The sequence below is a fragment of the Sphingomonas aliaeris genome, assembly GCF_016743815.1.
Classification (GTDB): Bacteria; Pseudomonadota; Alphaproteobacteria; order Sphingomonadales; family Sphingomonadaceae; genus Sphingomonas; species Sphingomonas aliaeris.
In genome coordinates, this window is record NZ_CP061035.1 from 1,253,249 (window position 1) to 1,274,896 (window position 21,648).

Here is a 21,648-nt window from a genome sequence, read left to right on the forward strand (position 1 = left end):
ACGCATCCACCCGCCAGCCGCTAGGGGCGCTGGCTCTGCGGCGATCGTAGTTCAATTGGTTAGAGCGTCGGCTTGTGATGCCGGATGTTGCGGGTTCAAGTCCCGTCGGTCGCCCCAGAGTTTCCTTGGCTTCGGGCAACGGAATACCGGCATCCCCGGTTCGGTTGAACCACGCCGTATCCCCCTTTCTTCCCCGAGAGCATGTCATGATCAGCAACTGGGGTTTCCCCGATTTCGATGCGCATGAAGGCGTACACCTGTTCACCGATGCGGCGAGCGGGCTTCAGGCGGTGATCGCGGTGCATTCCACGCATCTCGGCCCTGCGGCGGGCGGCGTGCGCTTCTGGCATTATGCCGATAGCGACCGGGCGATCACGGACGCGCTGCGCCTGTCGCGCGGCATGAGTTTCAAGAATGCGATGGCCGGCCTGCCGATGGGCGGCGGCAAGGGCGTCGTTCTGGCGTCGAATCCTGGGGATACGATCACGCAGGCGCAGCTTGAGGCCTTCGGCCGCGCGGTCGAGTCGCTCGGCGGTAAATATGTGACGGCCGAGGATGTCGGCATGTCCGAAGCGAGCATGAAGATCATCGCGACGCAGACGCGCCACGTGTCCGGACTGCCGGTCGCGGCGGGCAGCGCGGGTGGCGATCCCGGACCGTATACGGCCTATGGCGTGTATCTGGGCGTGAAGGCAGCGGCGAAGCGTGGTCTCGGCGTGGATTCGATGAAGGGCGTGCATGTCGCGATCCAGGGCGTGGGCAGCGTCGGCGGCGGGCTGGCCAAGTTGCTCGCCAAGGACGGCGCGCGGCTGACGCTGGCAGACGTCAATGCCGGGCGGGCTCAGGCGCTTGCGGACGAACTGGGCGCGGCGACGGCTGGGGCCGAGGCGATCCTCGGCGTCGAGGCGGACGTGGTCAGCCCGAACGCCTTGGGCGCGATCCTGACCGAGCAGTCGATCGATGCGCTGAAGACCAAGGTGATCGCAGGCGGCGCGAACAACCAGCTCGAAACGCGCGAAGACGGCGCGCGGCTGGCGGAACGCGGTATCCTGTACGCGCCCGATTACGTCATCAATGCGGGCGGGATCATCAACGTGGCGCTCGAATATCTCGGGCAGGGGGACGAAGCCGAAGTCACCGCGCGGATCGAACGTATCCCCACGCGGTTGATCGAGGTCTGGGATGAGGCCGATCGCAGCGGTTCGCCAAGTTCCGACGTTGCCGACATGCTCGCTCGCCGGCTGATCGGCCGGAGCTGAACCGGGCATTCTGTCGCTCTTATCAACCCCGTCATTCCCGCGAACGCGGGAATCCGTACTGGCTGGCGCCTGTAAGTTGCACGTAAACGTCGGAGATTATGGATCCCCTGGACTCACGAAAGAAGTGCACCGCTGCTAGGGGTGGTAGTGCGATGGGGCGAAGATACAGGCAGCTCAGCCTAGACGAGCGGATCGAGATCGCGCGGCTGCATGCCGCCGGGCTGTCGGATCGTGCGATAGCGGCGGCGATCGGCCGGGATCATACGACGATCGGTCGCGAGCGGCGGCGCAATAGCCAGCGGACGAAGGTCTGGGACGGGGGCTATGCCCCGGCGCGGGCGCATGCGCTGGCGGCACGGCGGCGGCGCTGGGACGGCCGCTTCAAGCTGGTACGCCAGCCGGACCTGCGAGAGATCGTGAGGAAAGGCCTTGCGATGGGACATTCCCCCGAACAGATCGCCGGCCGGCTGGCGCGTGACGCTGGTCGCACCGTGATCAGCCATGAGTCAATCTATCGCTACGTCTATCACCGCTCGGCGCAGAAAGACCATTGGCACCGCCTGCTGCCCCGCGCGAAGTTCAGGCGCGGGCGATATGCACGCCGCGGCGGCAGTCCGGCCAGCTTCATCCAGCACCGTATACCCCTGTCCGAACGGCCCGCAGAGGCCGACCGGCGCGACCAGCCGGGCCACTGGGAGGCCGACTACATGCTGTTCGCCCGATACGGCCACAACATCCTCGTCATGCACGAACGACAACCCGCTTCACCATCCTCGACAAGCCACCGCACCGCAAAGGCGCCTTGACCGCCAGCCGTATCGCAGCGCACCTGCGCGCCATCCCCCCGCGACATGCGGCGCACCATCAGCTTCGATAACGGCACCGAGTTCGCCGAGCATTATCGCCTGCACGATCGTCTCGGCGTCGCCACCTTCTTCTGCGATGTCCGCAGCCCCTGGCAAAAAGGCGGGGTCGAAAATACCATCGGACGGCTGCGCCGCGTCCTGCCCCGCAAGACCGATCTCAATACGATCACCCACCGCCAACTTTGTGCCTATGCCGAACGCCTCAACAATACCCCCAGAAAATGCCTCGACTTCCAGACACCCGCCGAGGCATTCCTCGCTCTCTCAAACGGTGCACTTCAAACGTGAATCCCCATCCCCGCCTGCGCGGGGATGACGCGTTTGGCACATGTTTACGTATCGCAATCGGTGGCGCGACAATCCTACCCCATAAACGCCAGCATTCCGCGAAGCGCCGTCATCGTTTCCTCCGGGTCGCGAACCTTGATCGTGTCGATCCCCGCCGCGCGGACTGGATCGTCATTCCCGCCTGGATAGATTGCATCGCCTAGGAAGATCATGTCCGCTGTCGAGATGCCGGAATGGTCGGCCAGCTTGGTCATCGCGGTGGCCTTGTCCGTACCCTCCCGCGTGATGTCGATCGACGTCGATCCGCCGACATTGATCGCGAACCCCTTCAATTCGCCTTGCAGGATCTGCTGCAGCTTCTTGCGCTTGGCGAAATCCGGATCCCAGGCTTTCTTGGCATCGATCGGCGCATCCTGCCCGAGCCCCGAAAATGTGATCTGGCTACCACGATCCTCGATTTTCTCGCCCCAGGTCTGCTGATCCGCGAACCCGGCCGTGCGCATCGCGTCGTCCAGCGCTTTCAGGATGCGGTCGTGTTCGTCGGGCGAAAAAACATCTGCGTAGATCGACTTCCATTCGCCGTCGTAGCGATACAGCTTCGTCCCCGTCGTCGGCATGATGAACAGGTTTTCGAGCTTCGCGTCGGCGGGCAGGCGGGCAACGATCTGCTTCTCGAATTGCGGCCAGTCGCCCCCCGATATCACCGCGAGCGGCACATGTTGCGTCATCTGCGCGAGCAATGCCGCCATGTCGGGCTGGATCGCCTGCTTGCTCTCCGCGAGCGTTCCGTCGAGATCGAAGGCGACGAGTTTCTTCATGTGGAAATGGCCTTTTGGGTGGCGAAGGGTCGGGGGCTAAACCGATCAGCGACGATAAGGTCGCATGGCCGACACTTCGGGCGCTTCTGGTCGGTTGAGTAGCACGGCAACACGCTCTAGACGCAGCGCATAGTGCCCAGCCTCCACATCCTCGCCAATCCTGCCCGATTCCTGAAGATCGCGCGGCCGTTGACGCCGATCCTCTTCTGGGCCGGCGTGGCGCTGATCGCGTTCGGAGCGTGGGCGGGGCTGACGCAGACGCCGCCCGACTTCCTGCAGCGCGATTCGGTGCGTATCATGTACATCCACGTGCCGACCGCCTGGCTCGGCATGGGCGGCTGGACCGGTATTGCGGTGTCGAGCATCGTCTTTCTCGTCTGGCGTCATCCGCTTGCGGGCGTCGCAGCCCGCGCGATCGCGCTGCCCGGCGCCGTGTTCGCCGCCTTGTGCCTGATCACCGGTGCGATCTGGGGCCGTCCCACCTGGGGCACCTGGTGGCAGTGGGACGGGCGGCTGACGTCGATGTTGCTGCTGTTCTTCGTCTATCTGGGATACATGGCGCTCGCGCGGGCGGAGGCGGATCGCGGTGGCGACGGTCGTATACCCGCAATCTACGGCGTCGCGGGATCGGTGCTGCTGCCGATCATCCGCTATTCGGTGGTGTGGTGGAATACGCTGCATCAGGGGCCGAGCATCGGACTGACCAGTTCGTCGATCGATCCGTCGATCCTGTGGCCGCTATGGTTCACGCTCGCCGGGTTCAGCCTGTTCTTCGGTGCAGTGGTGCTGATGCGAATGCGCGCGATGCTGGCGGTGGCGAAGGCGGAGGCGCGGATGCGCCGGATGGCCGCGAGCGAATGGGTCGGCGCATGAACCACTGGCCCTTCATCATCGCCGCTTACATCGTCACGTTGGGCGGCGGCGGCATCCTCGCCTTGGTCAGCTATCTGGCGATGCGCCGGGCGGAACGGCGGTGAAGGCTAAGCACCAGCGCCTGACGCTGGCCCTGCTCGCGGTCGCCGCGGTGATCGGTGCGGGGCTGCTCGCTTTGTCCGCGCTGAAGGATCAGGCGGCGTTCTTCTACGCCCCCGGTGACGTCGCGAAGGCCGCGCCGCCGGTCGGGCGCGGCGTGCGTCTGGGCGGGATGGTGCAGCAGGGGTCGATCAAGCGCCAGCCGGACGGCGTATCGATCGCGTTCGTCGTCACGGACGGCGCCGCGACCGTGCCCGTCACGTTCCGCGGCGTGACGCCGGACCTGTTCCGCGAGGGATCGGGCGTGGTGGCGGAGGGGCAATTCAACGCCGACCGCAGCTTTACCGCCAGCAACCTGCTCGCCAAGCATGACGAACGCTACATGCCGCCGCAGGCCGTCAAGGCGGCAGGCGGCACTATGCACGAGACGAAGACGCTGGAACGATGATCGCGGAGGCCGGTCTCGGCGCATTGTGGATGGCCGCCGCATTCGCCGCGTTGCAGTTCGCGATGGCGTGGATCGGCATCGCACAGGCGCGGGACGACATCATGGCCGCGGTGCGCCCGGTCGCGTTCGTGCAGGGACTGCTCACGCTGCTGGCGCTGGCCCTGCTTATCACGCTGTTCGTGCAATCCGATATGTCTGTCCTGCTCGTCGCGCAGAACAGCCATTCGGACAAACCGTTGATGTACAAGATCGCGGGCGCTTGGGGAAACCACGAAGGGTCGATGCTGCTATGGGTCACGATCCTGGGCGCGGCCGGTGCGGCGGTGGCGATGCTGGAGCACAATCTGCCGAAGCCGGCACTGATCGCGACGTTGGGCGCGCAGGCGGTGATCGCGCTCGGCTTCTATGCGTTCCTGCTGATGTCCTCCAACCCGTTCGCGCGGCTTGACCCCGCGGCGCCGGACGGGGCGGGATTGAACCCTTTGTTGCAGGACCCGGGCTTGGCGTTCCACCCGCCAACTTTGTACATCGGCTATGTCGGGATTTCGGTCGCCTTCTCCTTCGCGGTCGGGGCGCTCGTGACGCGCGACGTCGGCCCCGCCTTCGCGCGCGCGATGCGGCCGTGGGTACTCGGCGCTTGGGTGTTCCTGACGCTCGGCATTACCGCGGGCAGCTACTGGGCTTATTACGAACTTGGCTGGGGCGGCTGGTGGTTCTGGGATCCTGTCGAAAATGCGTCACTGATGCCGTGGCTGGCAGCGACGGCATTGCTTCATTCGGTCAGCGTACTGGCAACGCGCGACGGCCTGCGCGCGTGGACGGTGATGCTGGCGGTGGTGGCGTTCTCGATGTCGATGGTCGGCACGTTTCTCGTCCGGTCGGGTATACTGACCAGCGTGCATGCATTCGCGGTCGATCCGGAGCGCGGAAGCTTCATCCTCGCGCTGCTGGCGCTGTATATCGGCGGCGCGCTCGTGCTGTTCGCCCTGCGCATCGGGACCGTGCGGCAGGGGCGGACGTTCGACCTGATCAGCCGCGAAGGCGCTTTGGTCGCCAACAACCTGCTCCTCTCGGTGATCCTCGGCATCGTGTTGATCGGTACGTTGTATCCGATCGTCGCCGCATCGTTTGGCGTACAATTGTCGGTGGGACCGCCGTTCTTCAACAAGGCGGCGGGGCCGGTCGCCCTTGTGCTGGTGGCGATCATGGGCGCGGGGCCGCTGCTGCGCTGGCGTCGCGACGACGGCAACGACCTGATCGAGCGGATGATGCTGCCGATCGCGGTGGCGGCGCTGGCCGGGGCGGGGGTGTTCATCGCGACCGGGGGCATCGCGATCCTGCCGTTCCTGGGCATCGCACTCGCGGCCGGGCTTGCCGCGGCGAGCGTCGCGCCGCTGTGGAAGCGCAACCTGCGCCGCACGCCCCTCTTCACCTGGGGAATGGTGATCGCGCATCTCGGTATCGCCGTCAGCCTCGCCGGCATGGCATCGGAAAGCGCCTTCACGAAGGAAACGCTGGTCGCCGCGCGCGTCGGCGAACCGCATCGCGTCGGCCCCTTTACCGTTCGGCTGGACGGTATCTCGCCAGCGGTCGGATCGAATTGGTCGGCTTTACAGGCGCATCTGAGCGTGAGGCGCGGGGAGCACGGCGACTGGTTCGTCCTTCGCCCCCAATCGCGCTATTTCTCGTCCCCGCCGACCGTAACCAGCGAGTCCGCGATCGCGACGATGCTCGACGGCCAGCTATATACCGTGCTCGGCGCATCGGACGGGCAGGGGCGATGGCAGCTCCGCTTGTGGTGGAAGCCATTCGTGACGTTGATCTGGCTTGGTGGCGGCTTGATCGCGCTGGGTGGCGCGCTGTCGATGATTGGCCGCATCCGCCGCGAACGCAAACCCGCTTATCGTGAGGGGTATGCATGAGGCGGGGTGTGGTGTGGCTGCCGCTCGCCGGCTTCGCTCTGGTTTTCGCGCTGATCGTCTACGCCCTCTTCTGGCCGGCCGATCGGACGGTGCGATCCGCGATGATCGGAAAGCCGCTGCCGATCTTCACCGTCCCCCCGATGCTGCCGGACCGTTCGGGGTTGAGCAACACTGACTTTACGGACGGCAAGCCCCGGCTGCTCAACGTCTTCGCCAGTTGGTGCATTCCGTGCATCGCCGAGGCACCGATGCTTTTGCGGCTGAAGCAGTCGGGCGTCCGCATCGACGCGCTGGCGATCCGCGATACGCCGACGGCAATCCGCGATTTCCTGACGCGTAACGGCGATCCGTATCAGCGGATCGGCGACGACCGGCAAAGCGCGGTGCAGGTCGCTCTGGGCTCGTCCGGCGTGCCCGAGACGTTCGTGATCGATGGAAAGGGCCGGATCGTCCTGCAGCATGTCGGTGACATCCGGGAAGACGATCTGCCCGAGATCATGGCCGCGCTGGAGCGTGCGAAGTGATGCGCCCAAGCATGTTCGGTCTCGCGACGATGCTCGCGATCGCCACGCCCGCGATCGCCGACAGTCCGCTCCCGCCGGCCGACTATGCTAACGTCCAGTTGCGCGATCCCGATCAGGAGGCGCGCGCGAAGGACCTGATGGGCACGCTGCGATGCCTCGTCTGTCAGGGTCAGTCGATCGCCGACAGCGACGCGGAGATGGCGGGCGATATGCGCTCGCTGGTACGCAAAAGGATATTGGCCGGCGAAAGCCCCGACGCGATCCGCGAATCGCTGGTTTCCAGTTATGGCGAGTATGTCAGCTACGACCCGCCCTTCAACTGGCTGACCGCGCCGTTGTGGCTGATGCCGTTGGTCCTCGCGGGCATCGGCACGTGGCTGGCCCGCGGGTCGTTCCGGCGGAGGCGCGGCTGATGGGTTGGGTAATGCTGATCGCGATCGCGGCGCTGGCAAGTGCCGTACTCTGGCGCATCGGTCTGCCGCGCGGGTTGTGGACCTTCGTCGGGTCCGCACTGATGCTCGGCGCGACGGGCTATGCACTTCAGGGTAATCCGACGCTCGCCGGCCATCCGGTCAAGGCCGATGCCGATCCGATCCCGCTCGATCCGGACCTGATCGCGCTCCGCGATGCGATGACCGGAAGATTCACGGGCGACGGCGCATATCTGATCGCGGCGGACGGCATGACTCGGATCGGTGCGACGGGCAGCGCGGTGCAGTGGATATTGGCGGGGATCAATAAATACCCGCAAAGTTATGCGTTATGGACCGGGCTTGGCATGTCGATGATCGCGCATGACGGCAATCGCATGTCGCCGACTGCGGCGTTCGCCTTCCAGCAGGCGGCACGGCTTGCCCCGCAGCAACCCGCACCTCCATTCTTCACCGGCCTCGCTTACGTCCAGGCTGGCGAGTTCGCCAAAGCGCGGCCCTATTGGGCGAAGGCGGTAGCGCTGACGCCGAAGACGATGTCCTATTATCCGGAACTGGCGGGTCGGCTGGCGCTGCTCGATCGGTTCCTGTCTGCGTTGGAGCTGCAGCGGCGTGCAAAGGTAGGATCGCCGGAAAAGTCCTAACCCCGTTCTTTTCGAGCGAAGTGGAGAAACCGACGCCACGCAGGCGCGGCTAAGTTTCTTAACGGCGCGCCAAATGAATGAGTGGGTGGTACAAAAAACGGGGGCCCTAAAACCCCCGTTCTCGATTCAGTTCGTGCCGCGACCGGTCTTCGACTGCAATTCGTCGATCCGCTTCGAGGCATCCGCCTTGGTCAGCGTATCGTCGAACTCTTCATGCGCCTCTTCGCTCAACGTCTTGAGATAGCTGGCCTGCGCGCCGGTCATCGCCTCGTCGCCCGTCGTCCAGTCGTCGGGGTTCTTTTCGGCATTGCCGGTCGGGTGGTCCTTGGGGTTGGCTTGGTCGGTCATCGGAATTCTCCTTCGATCGACCAAACCCTCGTGTTCCCAGAATGTTCCGCTTAGGCCGACCAGGCTTCGAACGGCAGATCGAGATCGTCGGCGACCGCCTTGAACGCGATCTTGCCCTTGTAGACGTTCAGCCCGTTGGCAAGATGCGGATCGGCCTTCATCGCACCCTCCGCGCCCAGATTGGCGAGCTTCAGCACGAACGGCAGCGTCGCATTGTTGAGCGCGAACGTGCTGGTCCGCGCCACCGCGCCCGGCATGTTGGCGACGCAATAATGGATCACGCCATCCACTTCGAACACGGGATCTTCGTGCGTCGTGGCGTGGCTGGTCTCGAAACAGCCGCCCTGGTCGATCGCAATATCGACCAGCACCGAACCGCGCTTCATCGTCTTCAGCATCTCGCGCGTGACGAGCTTGGGCGCGGCGGCACCGGGCACCAGCACCGCGCCGATGACGAGATGCGCGTTCTTCACCGCCGCGGCGATCGCCGCCTTGGATGCATACGCCGTCTTGATCTGGCTGGAGAAGAACATGTCGAGTTCGGCAAGGCGCGCGTTGGAGATGTCGTAGATCGTCACGTCGGCGCGCATGCCGACCGCCATCTGCGCCGCGTTGACGCCGGATACGCCACCACCGAGGATCGCAACGCGCGCCGGGGCCACACCGGGTACGCCACCGAGCAGAACGCCGCGTCCGCCCTGTTCCTTCTCCAGATAATGCGCGCCGACCTGGATCGACATGCGGCCAGCGACTTCGGACATCGGCTTGAGCAACGGCAGCGAGCGATCGTTTGCGGTCACCGTTTCATAGGCGATGCAGGTCGCGCCGGACTTCATCAGCCCCTCGGCCTGCGGTTTGTCGGCGGCGAGATGAAGATAGGTGAACAGCAGGTGGCGCGACTCGAGCAAGGCAATCTCGCTTGGCTGCGGCTCCTTGACCTTCACGATCATGTCGCTGGCGGCGAAAACGCTCGCCGCGTCCGGCATGATCGTCGCGCCGGCGTCGATATAGTCCTGATCCTCGAAATCGATCCCCAGCCCGGCGCCGGTCTGCACCGCGACCGAATGGCCCTGCGCGACGAGTTCGACCACCGACGGCGGGGTCAGCCCGACGCGATATTCGTGGTTCTTAATTTCCTTGGGGACACCGACACGCATTGGGGTTCTCCTCGTAACAAACGATACCGGACACTAATCGAACGGCGGTTGAAAATCCCTGCAAAATGATGTGGCGAAACGGCTATTAAACGCATAGCTTCAGCGTGAGGCGGCAGTACGGCGAAGATTGCATGCAAATAGATCGGATCGACACCGCAATACTGCAGCATCTCGCGGGAGATGCGCGATCACCCGTCAGCGTAATCGCCACCCGCGTCGGTCTGTCGCAATCCGCCTGTACCCGTCGAATACAGGCGCTGGAGTCGTCAGGCCATATTCTGGGCTACGGCGCGCATCTCGGACACCGCCGACTCGGATTTCGAGTGACCGCCTTGGTCGATATCACGCTCGGTACGCAGGTCGGGGAGGATCTTGCCCAGTTCGAGGCGGCGGTTGCGGCGATCGACGGGATCGTCGAATGTGCGCTGGTATCAGGCGCGCAGGATTACCGCTTGAAGATCGTGTGTCGCGACCTCGACGATTACGAACGCCTGCACCGCGAACATCTCGGCCGACTGCCCGGCGTCAACACGATCAGCAGCAGTTTCGTCCTGCGCGCCGTCCCGACACGGGGCGAGGCGGATGCGCTGTTCGGCGCGGCATCATGAGGTCCCCGTTGCGAGGCCATGCGCACGCGTGTAGAGCGCGCAACCTTGGGCCCAGGGGGCGCGTTGCGATCATTACGATGAACAATCCATTGAAGTCCCGGAAAAGATCGCTGTCGCTGTGAACAGCAGCGAACCCGTCGTGGATCAACCCGCGACCGTGGTGCCGCATGCCGGCGACCATCCCCATCACAAGGACGGAATCGTGCGGCTCGCGCTCGGCGCGATCGGTGTCGTGTTCGGCGATATCGGCACGAGTCCGCTCTACGCATTCCGCGAGACTTTCCACGGCCATCATCCGCTCACGCTGGACCAGGCGCACATCATGGGCGTCGTGAGCCTGATGTTCTGGTCGATGATGGTCGTCGTGACGCTGAAATACGTCACGATCATCATGCGCGCCGACAATAAGGGCGAGGGGGGCAGCCTTGCCCTGCTGGCGCTGATCTCCGGGCGGACGCAGATGAAGCGCTGGTCGCGCGGCATCGTCTTGCTCGGCGTGTTCGCCACCGCCCTGTTCTACGGCGACAGCATGATCACCCCGGCGGTGTCAGTCTTGTCGGCGGTGGAGGGCATTGCGGTCGCGGCGCCGGCGTTCAGCGGCCTCGTCCTGCCGATCGCGGTCGTCATCATCATCGGGCTGTTCTCGATCCAGCGTAGCGGCACGTCGAAGGTCGGCCTGTTCTTCGGCCCGATCATGCTGACCTATTTCGCCGTGATCGCGACCCTGGGCGTGATCAGCGTGCTCAAGACGCCGGAAATACTCTGGGCTTTCTCACCGCATTACGCGCTGGAATTCTTCTACCTCGATCCGATCCGCGCGTTCCTGGCGCTCGGGTCCGTCGTCCTGGCGGTAACGGGCGCGGAGGCGCTGTATGCCGACATGGGGCATTTCGGGCGCAACCCGATCCGCGTGTCGTGGCTCTATTTCGTTCTGCCGGCGCTCATGGCGAATTACATGGGGCAGGGGGCGTTGCTGTCGCGCGAGGGTGCCGCCGCTCTGGTCAGCCCATTCTACATGCTGGCACCCGAAAACCTGCAATTGCCGCTCGTCATCCTGGCTACCTGCGCCGCGGTCATCGCGTCGCAGGCGGTGATTTCGGGCGCGTTTTCGGTGACGCAGCAGGCGATACAATTGGGCTTCATGCCACGCCTGCGCATCGAACATACCAGCGCCGCGACGGCGGGGCAGATCTACATCCCGTTGATCAACTGGATGTTGCTGACGATGGTGCTGCTGCTCGTCATGTTCTTCCGCACGTCGTCCAACCTGACCTCCGCTTACGGGATCGCGGTGACGGGGGCGATGCTGATCGACACCTGCCTGTTGTCGGTCGTGCTGTTCAAGCTGTGGGGCTGGAAGCGCCGCTACGCGATTCCGCTTCTCACGTTGTTCTTCATCGTCGACGGGGCGTACTTCGCCGCGAGATCTCACGAAGGTGCCCGCGGGCGGCTGGTTCCCGCTGCTGGCAGGCTTGGTGATCTTCACGTTCCTGACGACCTGGTCGAAGGGCCGGCAATTGATGATCGAGCGGATGCGAGAGGCCGCGATGCCGATCAAGGTGTTCATCCAGTCCGCCGCCACCTCCGCCACGCGCGTGCCCGGAACCGCGGTGTTCATGACCTCCTCGCCCGAAGGCGTGCCGCACGCGTTGCTGCACAACCTCAAGCATAACAAGGTGTTGCACGAACGTATCATCCTGCTGACGGTGAAGATCACGGACGTGCCGTATCAACCGGACGACGGGCGCTGTCATCTGGAGGACCTCGACCAGGGCTTCCATCGCATGGTCCTGAAATACGGCTTCATGCAGGAACCGGACGTCCCGACGGCGCTGTCACGGATTCACCAATGCGGTGCCGACTTCCGCATGATGGACACCAGCTTCTTCCTTTCCCGCCAAACCCTCCTAGCCTCCGCGCGGCCTGGAATGATGCTGTGGCGCGAGAAGCTGTTCGCTTGGATGCTGCGAAACGCCGAAAGCGCGATGGAATTCTTCCGCCTGCCGACCAACCGCGTGGTCGAGCTCGGCAGCCAGGTCGAAATTTGACCGAATCGTCGGGCCCAGCTCCCATCATCGTGACCGCCGTGTTCGGAAAGTCGGACGCGGCCTATTTCGATACGCTCCGGCGCGAGCATTTCCCGCCCGAACGCAATCACCTGTCGGCGCACCTGACAATGTTTCATCACCTGTCGCCGTTGCTGGAGGCGGAGTTGAAACAGCGCCTGTCGAACGAGACTCGTGGCGTGCCGATGCCATCGGCGCGGATCGCGGGGCTCATGTCGTTGGGGCGCGGCGTTGCATTCCGGATCGAATCGTCCGAACTTGCCGACATCCGCGATCGGCTGGCGGACGCCTTCTCTTCGATGCTGACGCCGCAGGATGCGGCGGGCTGGCGTCCGCACGTCACGGTGCAGAACAAGGTTGAGCCGTATCAGGCCAAGGCGCTGCAAGTCGCCTTGGAGGCGGATTTCCGCCCACGCCCGGTGGCAATCGCGGGTCTGGCGTCTTGGTATTATCGTGGCGGACCGTGGGAGCCGCTTTCACGTCACATGTTCGCTTGACCACCAACGACGCGGTTCCTATAGCCCGCGCCTCGCGAGTGGAAACGCGTTGCCGGAACGCTCCGGTTACGGCGAAGTAGCTCAGCTGGTTAGAGCACGGGAATCATAATCCTGGGGTCGGGGGTTCAAGTCCCTCCTTCGCTACCACTCGCGGTTTCCCTTCACATCTTTGGTGCAGTTACGGGAACACGCCGCGCCGCCTTGATCAGGATCGGCGGCGCGATCATCTGCCCTTTCATCACGCCTTCCCCCAGCGTCGCGGACGTCGGCGAGTCGAAGATCTTGTGGACCACGTCCATCCCCTCGACGACGTGACCGAACGCGGCATAGCCCTGATTGTCGCCCGGTGCCGCCGGGTTGGCATCGAGGCTCGGCTGATCGCCGACCATGATCGTGAAATCGCCATTCGCGGTCCCGGGCGCATAGCGGGCGATCGAGAGCGTTCCGTCGATATGCTTCAATCCGGTCATGGTCGTGGGTTCGTGCTTGATTGCGGGCAGTACGCGTTTCGGAGCATTCTGTACGCCGAACTGGATGAAGCCGAAGCGCGGCCCGGCCTTTGCCGTCCGGTAGAAACCGATGCCATCCAGTCGCTTCTGGTCGATATACCGCAAGAAGTTCGCGGTCGTGATCGGCGCACGCTCCTTTTCAAGATCGATCACGATCCGGCCTTCCGTCGTCTCCAGCGCGACGCGGACGGTTGCCGGGGTGGGGGCGGGCGCAGGTCCCGGTGTTGGCATAGGTGCGGGGAGCGCCGTCGGGGCCGTAACGCCCTGTGCCGCCAACATCACGGCAAGAATCATCGGAACCATCAGTCTCTCCTCAATCCGCTACAGCGTCGCAAATCGCGACTACGCCATCCACAAGAATCGCTCGCCTTTCATGCGCGGTCGTGGCCTCCCATGTTGCATCCCTGACCCCGCGCCCCCTAGAAGCGCCGAACCCAAAGACGGACCGCATTTCATGACGACGCACACGACCAAGATGCTCATCCTCGGCTCCGGCCCCGCCGGCCTGTCCGCAGCGATTTACGGCGCGCGCGCCGGAATGGCGCCGATCGTGGTGCAGGGCATCCAGCCGGGCGGGCAGCTGACCACGACGACCGACGTCGAGAATTATCCCGGCTTCAAGGATGTGGTGCAGGGTCCCTGGCTGATGGAACAGATGCAGGCGCAGGCCGAGCATGTCGGTACGCGGCTGATGTGGGACACGATCGTCGAGGTCGACCTGACCCGCCGTCCGTTCCGGCTGATCGGCGACGGCGGCGATGTGTATGAAGGCGACGTGCTTGTGATCGCGACGGGTGCGCAGGCCAAATGGCTCGGGCTCGACAGCGAGGAAGCGTTGAAGGGCAAGGGCGTCAGCGCGTGCGCGACGTGCGACGGCTTCTTCTATCGCGGCAAGAAAGTGGCGGTGATCGGCGGCGGCAACACTGCGGTCGAGGAAGCGCTGTACCTCACCAATCACTCGCCGGACGTTACGCTTATCCACCGCCGCGACAGCTTCCGCGCGGAAAAGATCCTGCAGGAGCGGCTGTTCGCGCACAAAAGCGTCAGCGTGTTGTGGAACAAGGAAGTCGCGCAGTTCGTGGATGGCGGCGGCAACACCGGCCTAGTCGCGCTGGAGCTTCGCGACACGGTGACGGGTGAAATGTCCCGGCTGGACGTCGAGGGCGGGTTCGTCGCGATCGGGCATCACCCGGCGACCGAACTGTTCCGCGGCCATCTGGATCTGGACAGCGACGGTTATATCGCCGTGGAGACGGGCAGCACCCGGACCAACGTGCCGGGCGTATTCGCGTGCGGCGACGTTATGGACAAGGTCTATCGCCAGGCGGTCACCGCAGCCGGAACGGGTTGCATGGCGGCGCTGGATGCGGAACGGTTCCTGGCCGAGGCGGAGTTCGAAATGGCCGAGGCCGCGGAGTAAGCCGGTAGCGGCTACGCCGCGGCGAGGGCGGAACGCAGCAAGGATTCGAGCGCAACCTGATCCTCCGGCGCGGCGAAACTGTGGCTGTTGGTTTCGATAAAGTCGGCTGGAAGCACGCCCCCGGCGGCGGATGCCCCGAACGCGATGGCGGTCGCATCGCCTCTTGCGAGGACGATCCGGGCGGGGGTGTCGGTCGATACGAGTGACCGGCCCAGGCGAACTGCCAGATTGTTGCTCGAATTATCGGGCGTCTTGGAAAGTTTGCCGAGGCCCTTTGCCAGTTTGCGAAGGTCGATGCCGCCCCGCAACAGCCGGACGTAGGTCGCAGGATCGCGAAGGCGTTCGACATACCGCGCCCGGATCGCGGCGGCGGGGGGAAGCGCATCGGGCGTTTCGATCGTCCACGGATTTGCCAGCACGAGAGAATCGATCCCCGCCTGACGGTGGAACAGGGCCAGCGTCGTCGCTGCGTCGCAATTGCCGAACCCGACGATATGCGTGACGTGAGGGCAAAGGCTCTTGAATGCCTTCACCGCGGCGGTCAGATCGTCCGCGGCAAGTTCGAAGCCGGCATTCGCTCCGGTGGAATCGCCGACGCCGCGGCGATCGTAGCGAAAGACGGGGATACCAGTTTTGGCGAGACGCTGTGCGAGCGCCGCCATACTGCGGTGCGCGCCTGCGCGAATCTCGTTTCCGCCGGAGACGATCAGCAGCCCGGTCGTCGCATCCGCTTCGTCCAGCGTACCGACAAGCGTCTCGCCCGCGCATTCGAACGCGATCACCCGCCGCATCTTGCGATCCAGCTTGCGACGTCGTCGGCAACGTCCTGGGCGAACGGGATGTCGCTATCTGGTTCCGACCGTCGCCACAGCGCGATCCCGCCCAGCTTCACGTCTGCGGTTTTCGTATCCGTACTCAGTCGTGCGATCCGGTGGCGGGTGTCCTGTCGCGGTGAGGGTTCGCAGCTTTCGAGTTCGGCTAGGAAGCTGGCCGGGATCGCATTCCCCGCGACGATGACATGGTCCTGGCCCGGCGCTGGACGCAGTCCGGAATCGGAACGCCCACGCGGATCGTCCAGTTGAGCGATCCGGACGCGATTGAGGTCCCGGATCAGTTCGGCGCCCGATTGCGGGGCAAGGTGCCAGCGACCGCTCAGGGTTGCTTCGCGATCGATGAGAGCGCTGCTCCGCAGACCCAGCGCATAAGCGTTGCGGCCTTCGGATACGATTATTCTCACGACGCTTGTGTATGCCTGCTGGATATCGTGCAGCGATAGCGCGCGGGTGGGGATCAGGCTGTCCCCCGTCCCGGGATAATCGGGCAGGATAGATGCAACGCCCAGTTCGGCGAGACGACGCAGGATCGACACCGTGAATGCGCGGGTACGATTGGCCTCTTCGAAAAACGGAAGGGACGCGATCACGACCGGACCCGTTTCCGGCCCGAACCGCAACATCGCCTCCGACCCGCCGGACCAATCGTACCGACCGATCCTCACCTGATGTTATTCAAACGATGATCTTCGAGGTGGCGAAGCGGACCAGCGCGCCGAACGTTTCGAGCATTTCGCCGTCGACCTCGTCATCCTCGATCAGGATGCCGAGCCGTTCTTCCAACTCGGTCAACAGTCCGGCCACCGCCATCGAATCGAGTTCGGGCAACGCACCGAACAGCGGCGTTTCGCTGCGAAACGCGTCGACGCGCTCCTGGCTCAGGCCGAGTATGTCGCGTAACGTCGCGCGAACGGTCAAGTCGATCTGATCGATATCGTCTGGCAGCACGGTCGAACCCCATCATTCAGGCACGCCCGTTAGAGGTTGGGGCGCCCGATGCCAAGTGCGGCCCTTTGCAGTCGAGACCGCGCTGCGTATCAGGGGCCATGATCCCGCTCGATCCCACGCCGTATCCGATCGACATTCTGCCATCGCGCGGGGGCCGGCACGACGTGGCATTGATCGCCCGTGACGGCGCGTTGAGTTTCGAGGAACTGGAAGGGCTTACCGGGCGCCTCGCGGCGGCCATCTCTGCAGTCGGGCTGGCGCCTGGGGATCGCGTGGCGAGTTGGTTGCCCAAGACGCGCACTGCCTGCGTTATGCCGATGGTCGCGCCGCGGGCGGGCATGGTGCACGTTCCGATCAATCCCGGGCTGAAGCACGCGCAGGTCTCGCATATCCTGCACGACAGCGGTGCGCGTTTGCTGGTGACGCAGGCGGCACGCGCTTCGACGCTCGTGGCGGGGGATGTACCGGCGGAGTGCAGGATCGTCATCGAGGATGAACTTACCGCGGACGACGTCCTGCCGCCGTCCGATGCCCGCCCCGACGATCTCGCCGCGATCCTGTATACCTCTGGATCGACCGGGAAGCCGAAGGGCGTGATGCTGAGCCATGCGAATTTATGGCTCGGCGCGATTTCCGTCGCGCATTACCTGAACATATCGCCCGCCGATCGCGTGCTCGGCGTGCTGCCGCTCAGCTTCGATTACGGGCAGAACCAGCTTTTTTCGACCTGGGCAGCGGGTGGCGCCTATGCGCCGCTCGATTACCTGACTGCGCGGGATGTCGTGAAAGCGGTCGATCGCGTTGGCGCGACCACGATCGCAGGCGTGCCGCCACTCTGGGTCCAGTTGCTGGAGGCGGAATGGCCGCCCGAGATCGCCGCGAAGGTGAAGCGGCTGACGAATTCCGGGGGCGCTCTGACCCCGCGGCTCGTCCGGGCGCTGCGCAGGCAGTTCCCCGAAGCGGACCTGTATCCGATGTACGGACTGACCGAGGCGTTCCGATCGACCTATCTGCCGCCCGATCTGGTCGACGCACATCCCGACGCGATGGGGCGCGCGATACCGTTCGCCGAAGTCCGCGTGGCGCGTGCCGATGGCTCTCGCGCCGCCCCGGGGGAGGCGGGGGAACTGGTGCATGCGGGGCCACTCGTCGCGCAGGGCTATTGGGGCGACGCCGAACGGACGGCACACCGGTTTCGCGATGCGCCCGACTGGGCGGACGCCGGCGGAAAGGCGGTCTGGTCGGGCGACACGGTCATCGAGGGCGCGGATGGCTTGTTCCGGTTCGTCGGACGCGACGACGAGATGATCAAATCGGCCGGAAACCGGATCAGCCCGAACGAGATCGAGGACGCGATCCTGTCGGGCGGCGAGGCGACCGAAGCGGTCGCGTTCGGTCTCCCCGACGACCGTCTCGGGCAGGCGATCATGGTCGTCCTGCGCGGTGATGGCGATGCCGAACCGAAATTGCGGGCCAGGCTTCGCACCGATCTTCCCGGCTTCATGCAACCCCAACAGTATATCTGGCGCGACGAATTGCCGCGGAATGCCAACGGAAAGCTGGATCGTGCAGCGTTGAAGAAAGAGTTCTTGTCATGAAGCCGATGGGCCCGATCCCTCCGGAATTCGGCATGGCGAACCCGTTGGAAATTGGCGGCAAGTCGGCGGAACAATGGGCCGGTGAGGGGAACACCCCGCTGTTCGTCTACGACATCGACATCGTCCGCGCGCGGGCGGCGGCTTTGCGGTCGTCGCTGCCGAAAACCCTCGACATACATTATGCGATCAAGGCTAATCCGCTGCCTGCCTTCGTTGCCGCCGTGTCGCCCCTGTTCGACGGCCTCGACGTCGCGTCATCGGGCGAATTGGCGGTGGCTCTGGACAGCAAGCCCGCATCCGCGATCAGCTTTGCCGGGCCGGGCAAGCGCGACGGCGAACTGGAGGCTGCGATCCGCGCGGGGGCGACGATCAACCTGGAATCCTCCGGCGAATGCGACCGGGCGCTGGCGATCGGCGAGCGACTGGGGATCACGCCGCGCCTCGCCGTGCGGGTGAACCCCGACTTTGAGTTGCGTGGGTCGGGGATGAAGATGGGGGGACGCGCTTCGCCGTTCGGCATCGACATCCTTGACGCGACGAATGTCGTCGCTCGCCTGCGCGCGGCTGGTGCGGACTGGCGCGGTTTCCACATCTTCGCAGGATCGCAGGCGCTGGATTCGTCGGCGATCATTGAAACGCAGGCCGCGACGATCGCGCTGGCCGGAAAGCTGGCGGACGAGATCGGCGTCGCGCCGCCACTGGTCAATTTGGGCGGTGGGTTCGGAATTCCCTATTTCAACGGCGATACCCCGATCGACCTTCCGCTGATCGGCAATGCCCTGTCGGCGCAACTCGATCACCGCCCTGATACCCTCGCCGAATCTGGGTTCGCGATCGAACTCGGGCGCTTTATCTCAGGGGAATGCGGCGTTTACCTCACCCGCGTGATCGAACGGAAGGAAAGTCGCGGCGAGACCTTCCTTATCGTCGATGGCGGACTGCATCATCAACTCGCCGCCTCGGGTAATTTCGGCACTGTCGTGAAACGCAATTATCCGGTCGCGATCGCCACGGGCGCGCCGGGCGCCCCCACCGAAACCGTCAGCGTGGTCGGCTGCCTGTGCACGCCGCTGGACCGGCTCGCCGATCGCGTTACCCTGCCGATTGCGGGCGTAGGCGATATCGTCGCGGTGTTCATGGCCGGCGCCTATGGGCGCTCGGCCAGCCCCACCGCCTTTCTCGGCCACCCCCTGCCAGCCGAGCTGCTCGCCAATCTGCGTCAGTCCTAACGCTATTTTTACCTGCCGGAACGCATAGCAGCGGTCGCAACCCGTGACCCGTGTGGAGAGACGTCTCCGCCGGAAACGGCAGGAGATCAGTACGATGCGTGTGGGTTTGGGTATCAGGGCGTTGAGCGTGGCATTTATGGCCGCCACCACCTTGTCGGCATGCGCCAGCAGTGGCGGTCGTACCGAGCTTCCGCCCGCCAGCTTCGTAGCGACTCAGGAACAGCCGGGCGAGGAGTATGTCATCGGCCCGCTCGACCAGTTGCAGGTCTTTGTGTGGCGCAATCCGGAACTGTCGTCCGACGTCCAGGTGCGGCCGGACGGACGTATCACCACCCCGTTGATCAGCGATATGCCAGCCGTCGGCAAGACCCCGGCGATGCTCGCGGACGACCTGAAGATCGCGCTGGGCGAGTATATCAAGGATCCGATCGTATCGGTGATCGTCAAGAATTTCAGCGGGACGTTCAGCCAACAGGTGCGCATCGTCGGCGCCACGGAGAAGCCGGCATCGATCCCGTACCGCGCCAATATGACCGTGCTGGACGCGATGATCGCCGTCGGCGGTCTCAGCCAATATGCCGCGGGCAACAAGGCGCGGCTCGTCCGCTACGATCGTGGTACCGGCAAGCAGGTCGAATATAATCTCAAGCTTTCCAGCCTGTTGAAGAGCGGGGACTCGCGGGCGAACGTCCGGCTCGCACCGGGTGACGTGATCATCATCCCGGAAAGCATGTTCTGAGATGAGCGGTATTTACGACGAGGTTCGCGTGATGCTGCACGCGATCTGGCGACGGCGCTGGCTGGCAATGGCGGTCGCATGGGCGATCGCGATCGTCGGCTGGCTGTTCGTTTCGCAGATACCCAATACATACGAATCGACGGCGCGCGTCGTCGTCCAGATGCAGTCGATCCTGCCATCGGCGGTCGGCATCACCACTGCCGACCAGCAGAAGGATGTCGATCGTGTTCGTCAGACTCTGACGTCCGCCGTCAATCTGGAAAAGGTCGTGCGCGGCACCGATCTGGCCGCGACGGTCCAGACAGATCGTGACGTCGCGGACCGAGTGGCCGGGCTGCAAAAGGCGATCACGATCACCGCGCAGCAGGACAATCTGTTCGAGATCACGGCCAGGGGCGGAAGCCCGAAGATCACACGTGCCATCGTCCAGAAGCTTATCGATATCTTCGTCGAGGAGAATTTGGCGGGCGACCGTGACGAGACCAGCCAATCACTGCGCTTTCTCGATGCGCAATTGGAGCAACGGCAGAAGCAATTGCAGGATGCCGAATCCAAGCGCACCGACTTCCAGAACCGCTATCTCGGGTCGCTGCCCGGCACGGGGTCGCTGACCGATCGCATGGGCACGGCCCGCAGTGCGATGGCCCAGGTCGAAAGCGATCTCGCCGCCGCACAATCGAGCCTCGCCGCAGTGAACGGGCAGATGGCGGGAACATCGCCGACGATCGCCGGCGCGCCGGGCACGGTGACCAGCGGTCCGGCACGTGCGCGGTTGTCTGCGATCCAGGGCCAGATCGCCGATGCCCGTTCGCGGGGCTTTACCGACAATCATCCCGACATGATCGCACTGAAAAGCCAGTTGGTCGCGGCGACCGCCGCTGCGCGCAACGAACCGGCTGGGTCCGCGGGGGCGGGCGGCGCTTCGGCAAATCCCTTGTATCTGTCGTTCCGATCGATGCAGGCCGACAAGCAGGCGCAGGTCGCCGCGCTTTCGATGCGCAAGGCGCAGTTGCAGGGCGATCTGGACACGATCAACTCGAAGCTGGCTGGCGATCCTGCGGTTGCTGCCGAACAGGGGCAGATCGAACGCAACTATGCCGTGCTGAAGGATCAGTACGACAAGTTGCTCGCCGATCGCGAGGACATCAAGCTGCGCGGGCAAGCGCAGACGCAGACGGACTCGATCAAGTTCACGGTCATCGACCCGCCCAGCGCGCCGCGTGTGCCTAGCGCGCCAAACCGCCCGATGCTGCTGACGGGCGTATTGATCGTCGCGATCGGCGGGGGGATCGGCGCCGCCTTCGCTCTCGGCCAGTTGCGAACGACGTTCGCGACGGCCGCCCGGCTGGAACGCGCGACCGGGATGACGGTGATCGGATCGATCGGCGAAGCCGTCACGCAGGTGCAGATCGCGGCCCGTCGTCGCAACCTGATGTATTTCGGTGGCGGCGCGGCGGCGCTCGGTGCCGCCTATGTGGCGCTGCTCGGCGTCGAGATGGTTTCGCGGGGGCTTGCGGCGTGAAC

The 21,648-nt window shown here is 64.5% G+C and carries 21 protein-coding genes, 2 tRNA genes and 2 pseudogenes; 18 read left to right on the forward strand and 7 right to left on the reverse strand.

Features of this window, described 5'->3' with window-relative positions; translation table 11 throughout:
• The first annotated feature begins 40 nt into the window (after positions 1 to 40).
• The 3 genes and pseudogenes from H5J25_RS05770 (at position 41) to H5J25_RS05780 (ending at position 2,413) form a co-directional block, all read left to right on the forward strand.
• A tRNA-His gene (locus tag H5J25_RS05770) sits at positions 41 to 117 on the forward strand.
• An 89-nt stretch (positions 118 to 206) separates the two neighbouring features.
• A complete protein-coding gene (locus tag H5J25_RS05775) occupies positions 207 to 1,259 on the forward strand; it encodes a Glu/Leu/Phe/Val family dehydrogenase (RefSeq protein ID WP_202095133.1) in 1,053 nt (350 codons plus the stop codon).
• Positions 1,260 to 1,411: 152 nt separating this feature from the next.
• Positions 1,412 to 2,413: pseudogene (locus H5J25_RS05780) on the forward strand (IS30 family transposase).
• Positions 2,414 to 2,487: 74 nt separating this feature from the next.
• On the opposite strand, the gene H5J25_RS05790 reads toward H5J25_RS05780, so the two are convergent.
• The gene (locus H5J25_RS05790; protein WP_202095135.1) at positions 2,488 to 3,231 is read right to left on the reverse strand and encodes an HAD-IIB family hydrolase; all 744 of its coding nucleotides are present in this window, start codon (positions 3,229 to 3,231) and stop codon (positions 2,488 to 2,490) included.
• A gap of 132 nt (positions 3,232 to 3,363) precedes the next feature.
• Here H5J25_RS05790 and ccmC point away from each other — a divergent pair, with 132 nt between their 5' ends.
• From ccmC to H5J25_RS05820, 6 genes are all read left to right on the forward strand, one after another.
• Positions 3,364 to 4,104 carry a heme ABC transporter permease CcmC gene (gene ccmC, locus H5J25_RS05795; RefSeq protein WP_202095136.1) on the forward strand — a complete coding sequence of 247 codons (741 nt, stop codon included), beginning with the start codon at positions 3,364 to 3,366 and terminating at the stop codon, positions 4,102 to 4,104.
• A 100-nt stretch (positions 4,105 to 4,204) separates the two neighbouring features.
• Entirely contained in the window at positions 4,205 to 4,651 is a 447-nt protein-coding gene (ccmE, locus tag H5J25_RS05800) for a cytochrome c maturation protein CcmE (RefSeq protein WP_202095137.1), read from the forward strand.
• On the forward strand, positions 4,648 to 6,573 hold the full coding sequence (locus H5J25_RS05805; RefSeq protein WP_202095138.1) for a heme lyase CcmF/NrfE family subunit: 1,926 nt from the start codon (positions 4,648 to 4,650) through the stop codon (positions 6,571 to 6,573). Before ccmE ends, H5J25_RS05805 begins: the two co-directional genes overlap by 4 nt.
• Positions 6,570 to 7,097, forward strand: coding sequence for a redoxin family protein (locus tag H5J25_RS05810; protein ID WP_202095139.1), 528 nt, complete (start codon positions 6,570 to 6,572; stop codon positions 7,095 to 7,097). The genes H5J25_RS05805 and H5J25_RS05810 overlap by 4 nt, the downstream gene beginning before the upstream one ends.
• On the forward strand, positions 7,097 to 7,510 hold the full coding sequence (locus tag H5J25_RS05815; protein ID WP_225883495.1) for a cytochrome c-type biogenesis protein: 414 nt from the start codon (positions 7,097 to 7,099) through the stop codon (positions 7,508 to 7,510). The genes H5J25_RS05810 and H5J25_RS05815 overlap by 1 nt, the downstream gene beginning before the upstream one ends.
• Positions 7,471 to 8,172: a tetratricopeptide repeat protein gene (locus tag H5J25_RS05820; protein WP_225883380.1), complete on the forward strand. Its 702-nt coding sequence runs from the start codon at positions 7,471 to 7,473 to the stop codon at positions 8,170 to 8,172. The genes H5J25_RS05815 and H5J25_RS05820 overlap by 40 nt, the downstream gene beginning before the upstream one ends.
• A 126-nt stretch (positions 8,173 to 8,298) precedes the next feature.
• Here H5J25_RS05820 and H5J25_RS05825 read toward each other — a convergent pair whose 3' ends face one another.
• Both H5J25_RS05825 and ald read right to left on the reverse strand, forming a co-directional pair.
• Complete coding sequence (locus H5J25_RS05825; protein ID WP_202095140.1) at positions 8,299 to 8,520, reverse strand: DUF3072 domain-containing protein; 222 nt, start codon at positions 8,518 to 8,520, stop codon at positions 8,299 to 8,301.
• A gap of 50 nt (positions 8,521 to 8,570) precedes the next feature.
• Complete coding sequence (gene ald / locus H5J25_RS05830; protein ID WP_202095141.1) at positions 8,571 to 9,677, reverse strand: alanine dehydrogenase; 1,107 nt, start codon at positions 9,675 to 9,677, stop codon at positions 8,571 to 8,573.
• A 131-nt stretch (positions 9,678 to 9,808) separates the two neighbouring features.
• Here ald and H5J25_RS05835 point away from each other — a divergent pair, with 131 nt between their 5' ends.
• The 4 genes and pseudogenes from H5J25_RS05835 (at position 9,809) to H5J25_RS05850 (ending at position 12,995) form a co-directional block, all read left to right on the forward strand.
• Positions 9,809 to 10,285: an Lrp/AsnC family transcriptional regulator gene (locus tag H5J25_RS05835; RefSeq protein ID WP_225883381.1), complete on the forward strand. Its 477-nt coding sequence runs from the start codon at positions 9,809 to 9,811 to the stop codon at positions 10,283 to 10,285.
• A 157-nt stretch (positions 10,286 to 10,442) separates the two neighbouring features.
• Positions 10,443 to 12,333, forward strand: a pseudogene (locus tag H5J25_RS05840) (potassium transporter Kup).
• Between the two features lie 29 nt (positions 12,334 to 12,362).
• Positions 12,363 to 12,848, forward strand: a complete 486-nt coding sequence (locus H5J25_RS05845) for a 2'-5' RNA ligase family protein (RefSeq protein WP_225883382.1) — start codon at positions 12,363 to 12,365, stop codon at positions 12,846 to 12,848.
• 70 nt (positions 12,849 to 12,918) lie between these two features.
• Positions 12,919 to 12,995: transfer RNA gene (locus H5J25_RS05850), tRNA-Met, on the forward strand.
• A gap of 14 nt (positions 12,996 to 13,009) precedes the next feature.
• On the opposite strand, the gene H5J25_RS05855 is transcribed toward H5J25_RS05850, so the two are convergent.
• Entirely contained in the window at positions 13,010 to 13,651 is a 642-nt protein-coding gene (locus tag H5J25_RS05855) for a peptidylprolyl isomerase (protein ID WP_202096046.1), read from the reverse strand.
• Positions 13,652 to 13,811: 160 nt separating this feature from the next.
• On the opposite strand from H5J25_RS05855, the gene trxB reads away from it, so the two are divergent.
• Positions 13,812 to 14,777 (forward strand): thioredoxin-disulfide reductase, encoded by a 966-nt coding sequence (gene trxB / locus H5J25_RS05860; protein ID WP_202095143.1) that lies wholly within the window; start codon positions 13,812 to 13,814, stop codon positions 14,775 to 14,777.
• Positions 14,778 to 14,788: 11 nt separating this feature from the next.
• On the opposite strand, the gene H5J25_RS05865 is transcribed toward trxB, so the two are convergent.
• From H5J25_RS05865 to H5J25_RS05875, 3 genes are read right to left on the reverse strand one after another with little or no spacing between them, the layout of a single operon-like run.
• Positions 14,789 to 15,568, reverse strand: a complete 780-nt coding sequence (locus H5J25_RS05865; RefSeq protein ID WP_202095144.1) for a hydrolase 1, exosortase A system-associated — start codon at positions 15,566 to 15,568, stop codon at positions 14,789 to 14,791.
• Complete coding sequence (locus H5J25_RS05870) at positions 15,556 to 16,275, reverse strand: hypothetical protein (RefSeq protein ID WP_225883383.1); 720 nt, start codon at positions 16,273 to 16,275, stop codon at positions 15,556 to 15,558. The genes H5J25_RS05865 and H5J25_RS05870 overlap by 13 nt, the downstream gene beginning before the upstream one ends.
• Positions 16,276 to 16,285: 10 nt before the next feature.
• Complete coding sequence (locus H5J25_RS05875; RefSeq protein WP_202095145.1) at positions 16,286 to 16,558, reverse strand: acyl carrier protein; 273 nt, start codon at positions 16,556 to 16,558, stop codon at positions 16,286 to 16,288.
• A 98-nt stretch (positions 16,559 to 16,656) separates the two neighbouring features.
• Here H5J25_RS05875 and H5J25_RS05880 point away from each other — a divergent pair, with 98 nt between their 5' ends.
• The 4 genes from H5J25_RS05880 (at position 16,657) to H5J25_RS05895 (ending at position 21,646) form a co-directional block, all read left to right on the forward strand.
• Positions 16,657 to 18,156 carry an AMP-binding protein gene (locus tag H5J25_RS05880; protein ID WP_202095146.1) on the forward strand — a complete coding sequence of 500 codons (1,500 nt, stop codon included), beginning with the start codon at positions 16,657 to 16,659 and terminating at the stop codon, positions 18,154 to 18,156.
• The gene (locus tag H5J25_RS05885; RefSeq protein ID WP_202095147.1) at positions 18,153 to 19,385 is read left to right on the forward strand and encodes a pyridoxal-dependent decarboxylase, exosortase A system-associated; all 1,233 of its coding nucleotides are present in this window, start codon (positions 18,153 to 18,155) and stop codon (positions 19,383 to 19,385) included. Before H5J25_RS05880 ends, H5J25_RS05885 begins: the two co-directional genes overlap by 4 nt.
• 136 nt (positions 19,386 to 19,521) lie before the next feature.
• Complete coding sequence (locus H5J25_RS05890; RefSeq protein ID WP_225883496.1) at positions 19,522 to 20,124, forward strand: XrtA/PEP-CTERM system exopolysaccharide export protein; 603 nt, start codon at positions 19,522 to 19,524, stop codon at positions 20,122 to 20,124.
• Between the two features lies 1 nt (position 20,125).
• Positions 20,126 to 21,646: an XrtA system polysaccharide chain length determinant gene (locus H5J25_RS05895; RefSeq protein WP_202095149.1), complete on the forward strand. Its 1,521-nt coding sequence runs from the start codon at positions 20,126 to 20,128 to the stop codon at positions 21,644 to 21,646.
• Positions 21,647 to 21,648: the final 2 nt, after the last annotated feature.

Coding starts and splice junctions, on each gene's coding strand:
- H5J25_RS05775 (WP_202095133.1), top strand. CDS start 207: ATGATCAGCAACTGGGGTTTCCCCGATTTCGATGCGCATGAAGGCGTA.
- H5J25_RS05790 (WP_202095135.1), bottom strand. CDS start 3,231: ATGAAGAAACTCGTCGCCTTCGATCTCGACGGAACGCTCGCGGAGAGC.
- H5J25_RS05805 (WP_202095138.1), top strand. CDS start 4,648: ATGATCGCGGAGGCCGGTCTCGGCGCATTGTGGATGGCCGCCGCATTC.
- H5J25_RS05810 (WP_202095139.1), top strand. CDS start 6,570: ATGAGGCGGGGTGTGGTGTGGCTGCCGCTCGCCGGCTTCGCTCTGGTT.
- H5J25_RS05815 (WP_225883495.1), top strand. CDS start 7,097: ATGCGCCCAAGCATGTTCGGTCTCGCGACGATGCTCGCGATCGCCACG.
- H5J25_RS05825 (WP_202095140.1), bottom strand. CDS start 8,520: ATGACCGACCAAGCCAACCCCAAGGACCACCCGACCGGCAATGCCGAA.
- ald (WP_202095141.1), bottom strand. CDS start 9,677: ATGCGTGTCGGTGTCCCCAAGGAAATTAAGAACCACGAATATCGCGTC.
- H5J25_RS05835 (WP_225883381.1), top strand. CDS start 9,809: ATGCAAATAGATCGGATCGACACCGCAATACTGCAGCATCTCGCGGGA.
- H5J25_RS05855 (WP_202096046.1), bottom strand. CDS start 13,651: ATGATTCTTGCCGTGATGTTGGCGGCACAGGGCGTTACGGCCCCGACG.
- trxB (WP_202095143.1), top strand. CDS start 13,812: ATGACGACGCACACGACCAAGATGCTCATCCTCGGCTCCGGCCCCGCC.
- H5J25_RS05865 (WP_202095144.1), bottom strand. CDS start 15,568: ATGCGGCGGGTGATCGCGTTCGAATGCGCGGGCGAGACGCTTGTCGGT.
- H5J25_RS05880 (WP_202095146.1), top strand. CDS start 16,657: ATGATCCCGCTCGATCCCACGCCGTATCCGATCGACATTCTGCCATCG.
- H5J25_RS05885 (WP_202095147.1), top strand. CDS start 18,153: ATGAAGCCGATGGGCCCGATCCCTCCGGAATTCGGCATGGCGAACCCG.
- H5J25_RS05890 (WP_225883496.1), top strand. CDS start 19,522: ATGGCCGCCACCACCTTGTCGGCATGCGCCAGCAGTGGCGGTCGTACC.
- H5J25_RS05895 (WP_202095149.1), top strand. CDS start 20,126: ATGAGCGGTATTTACGACGAGGTTCGCGTGATGCTGCACGCGATCTGG.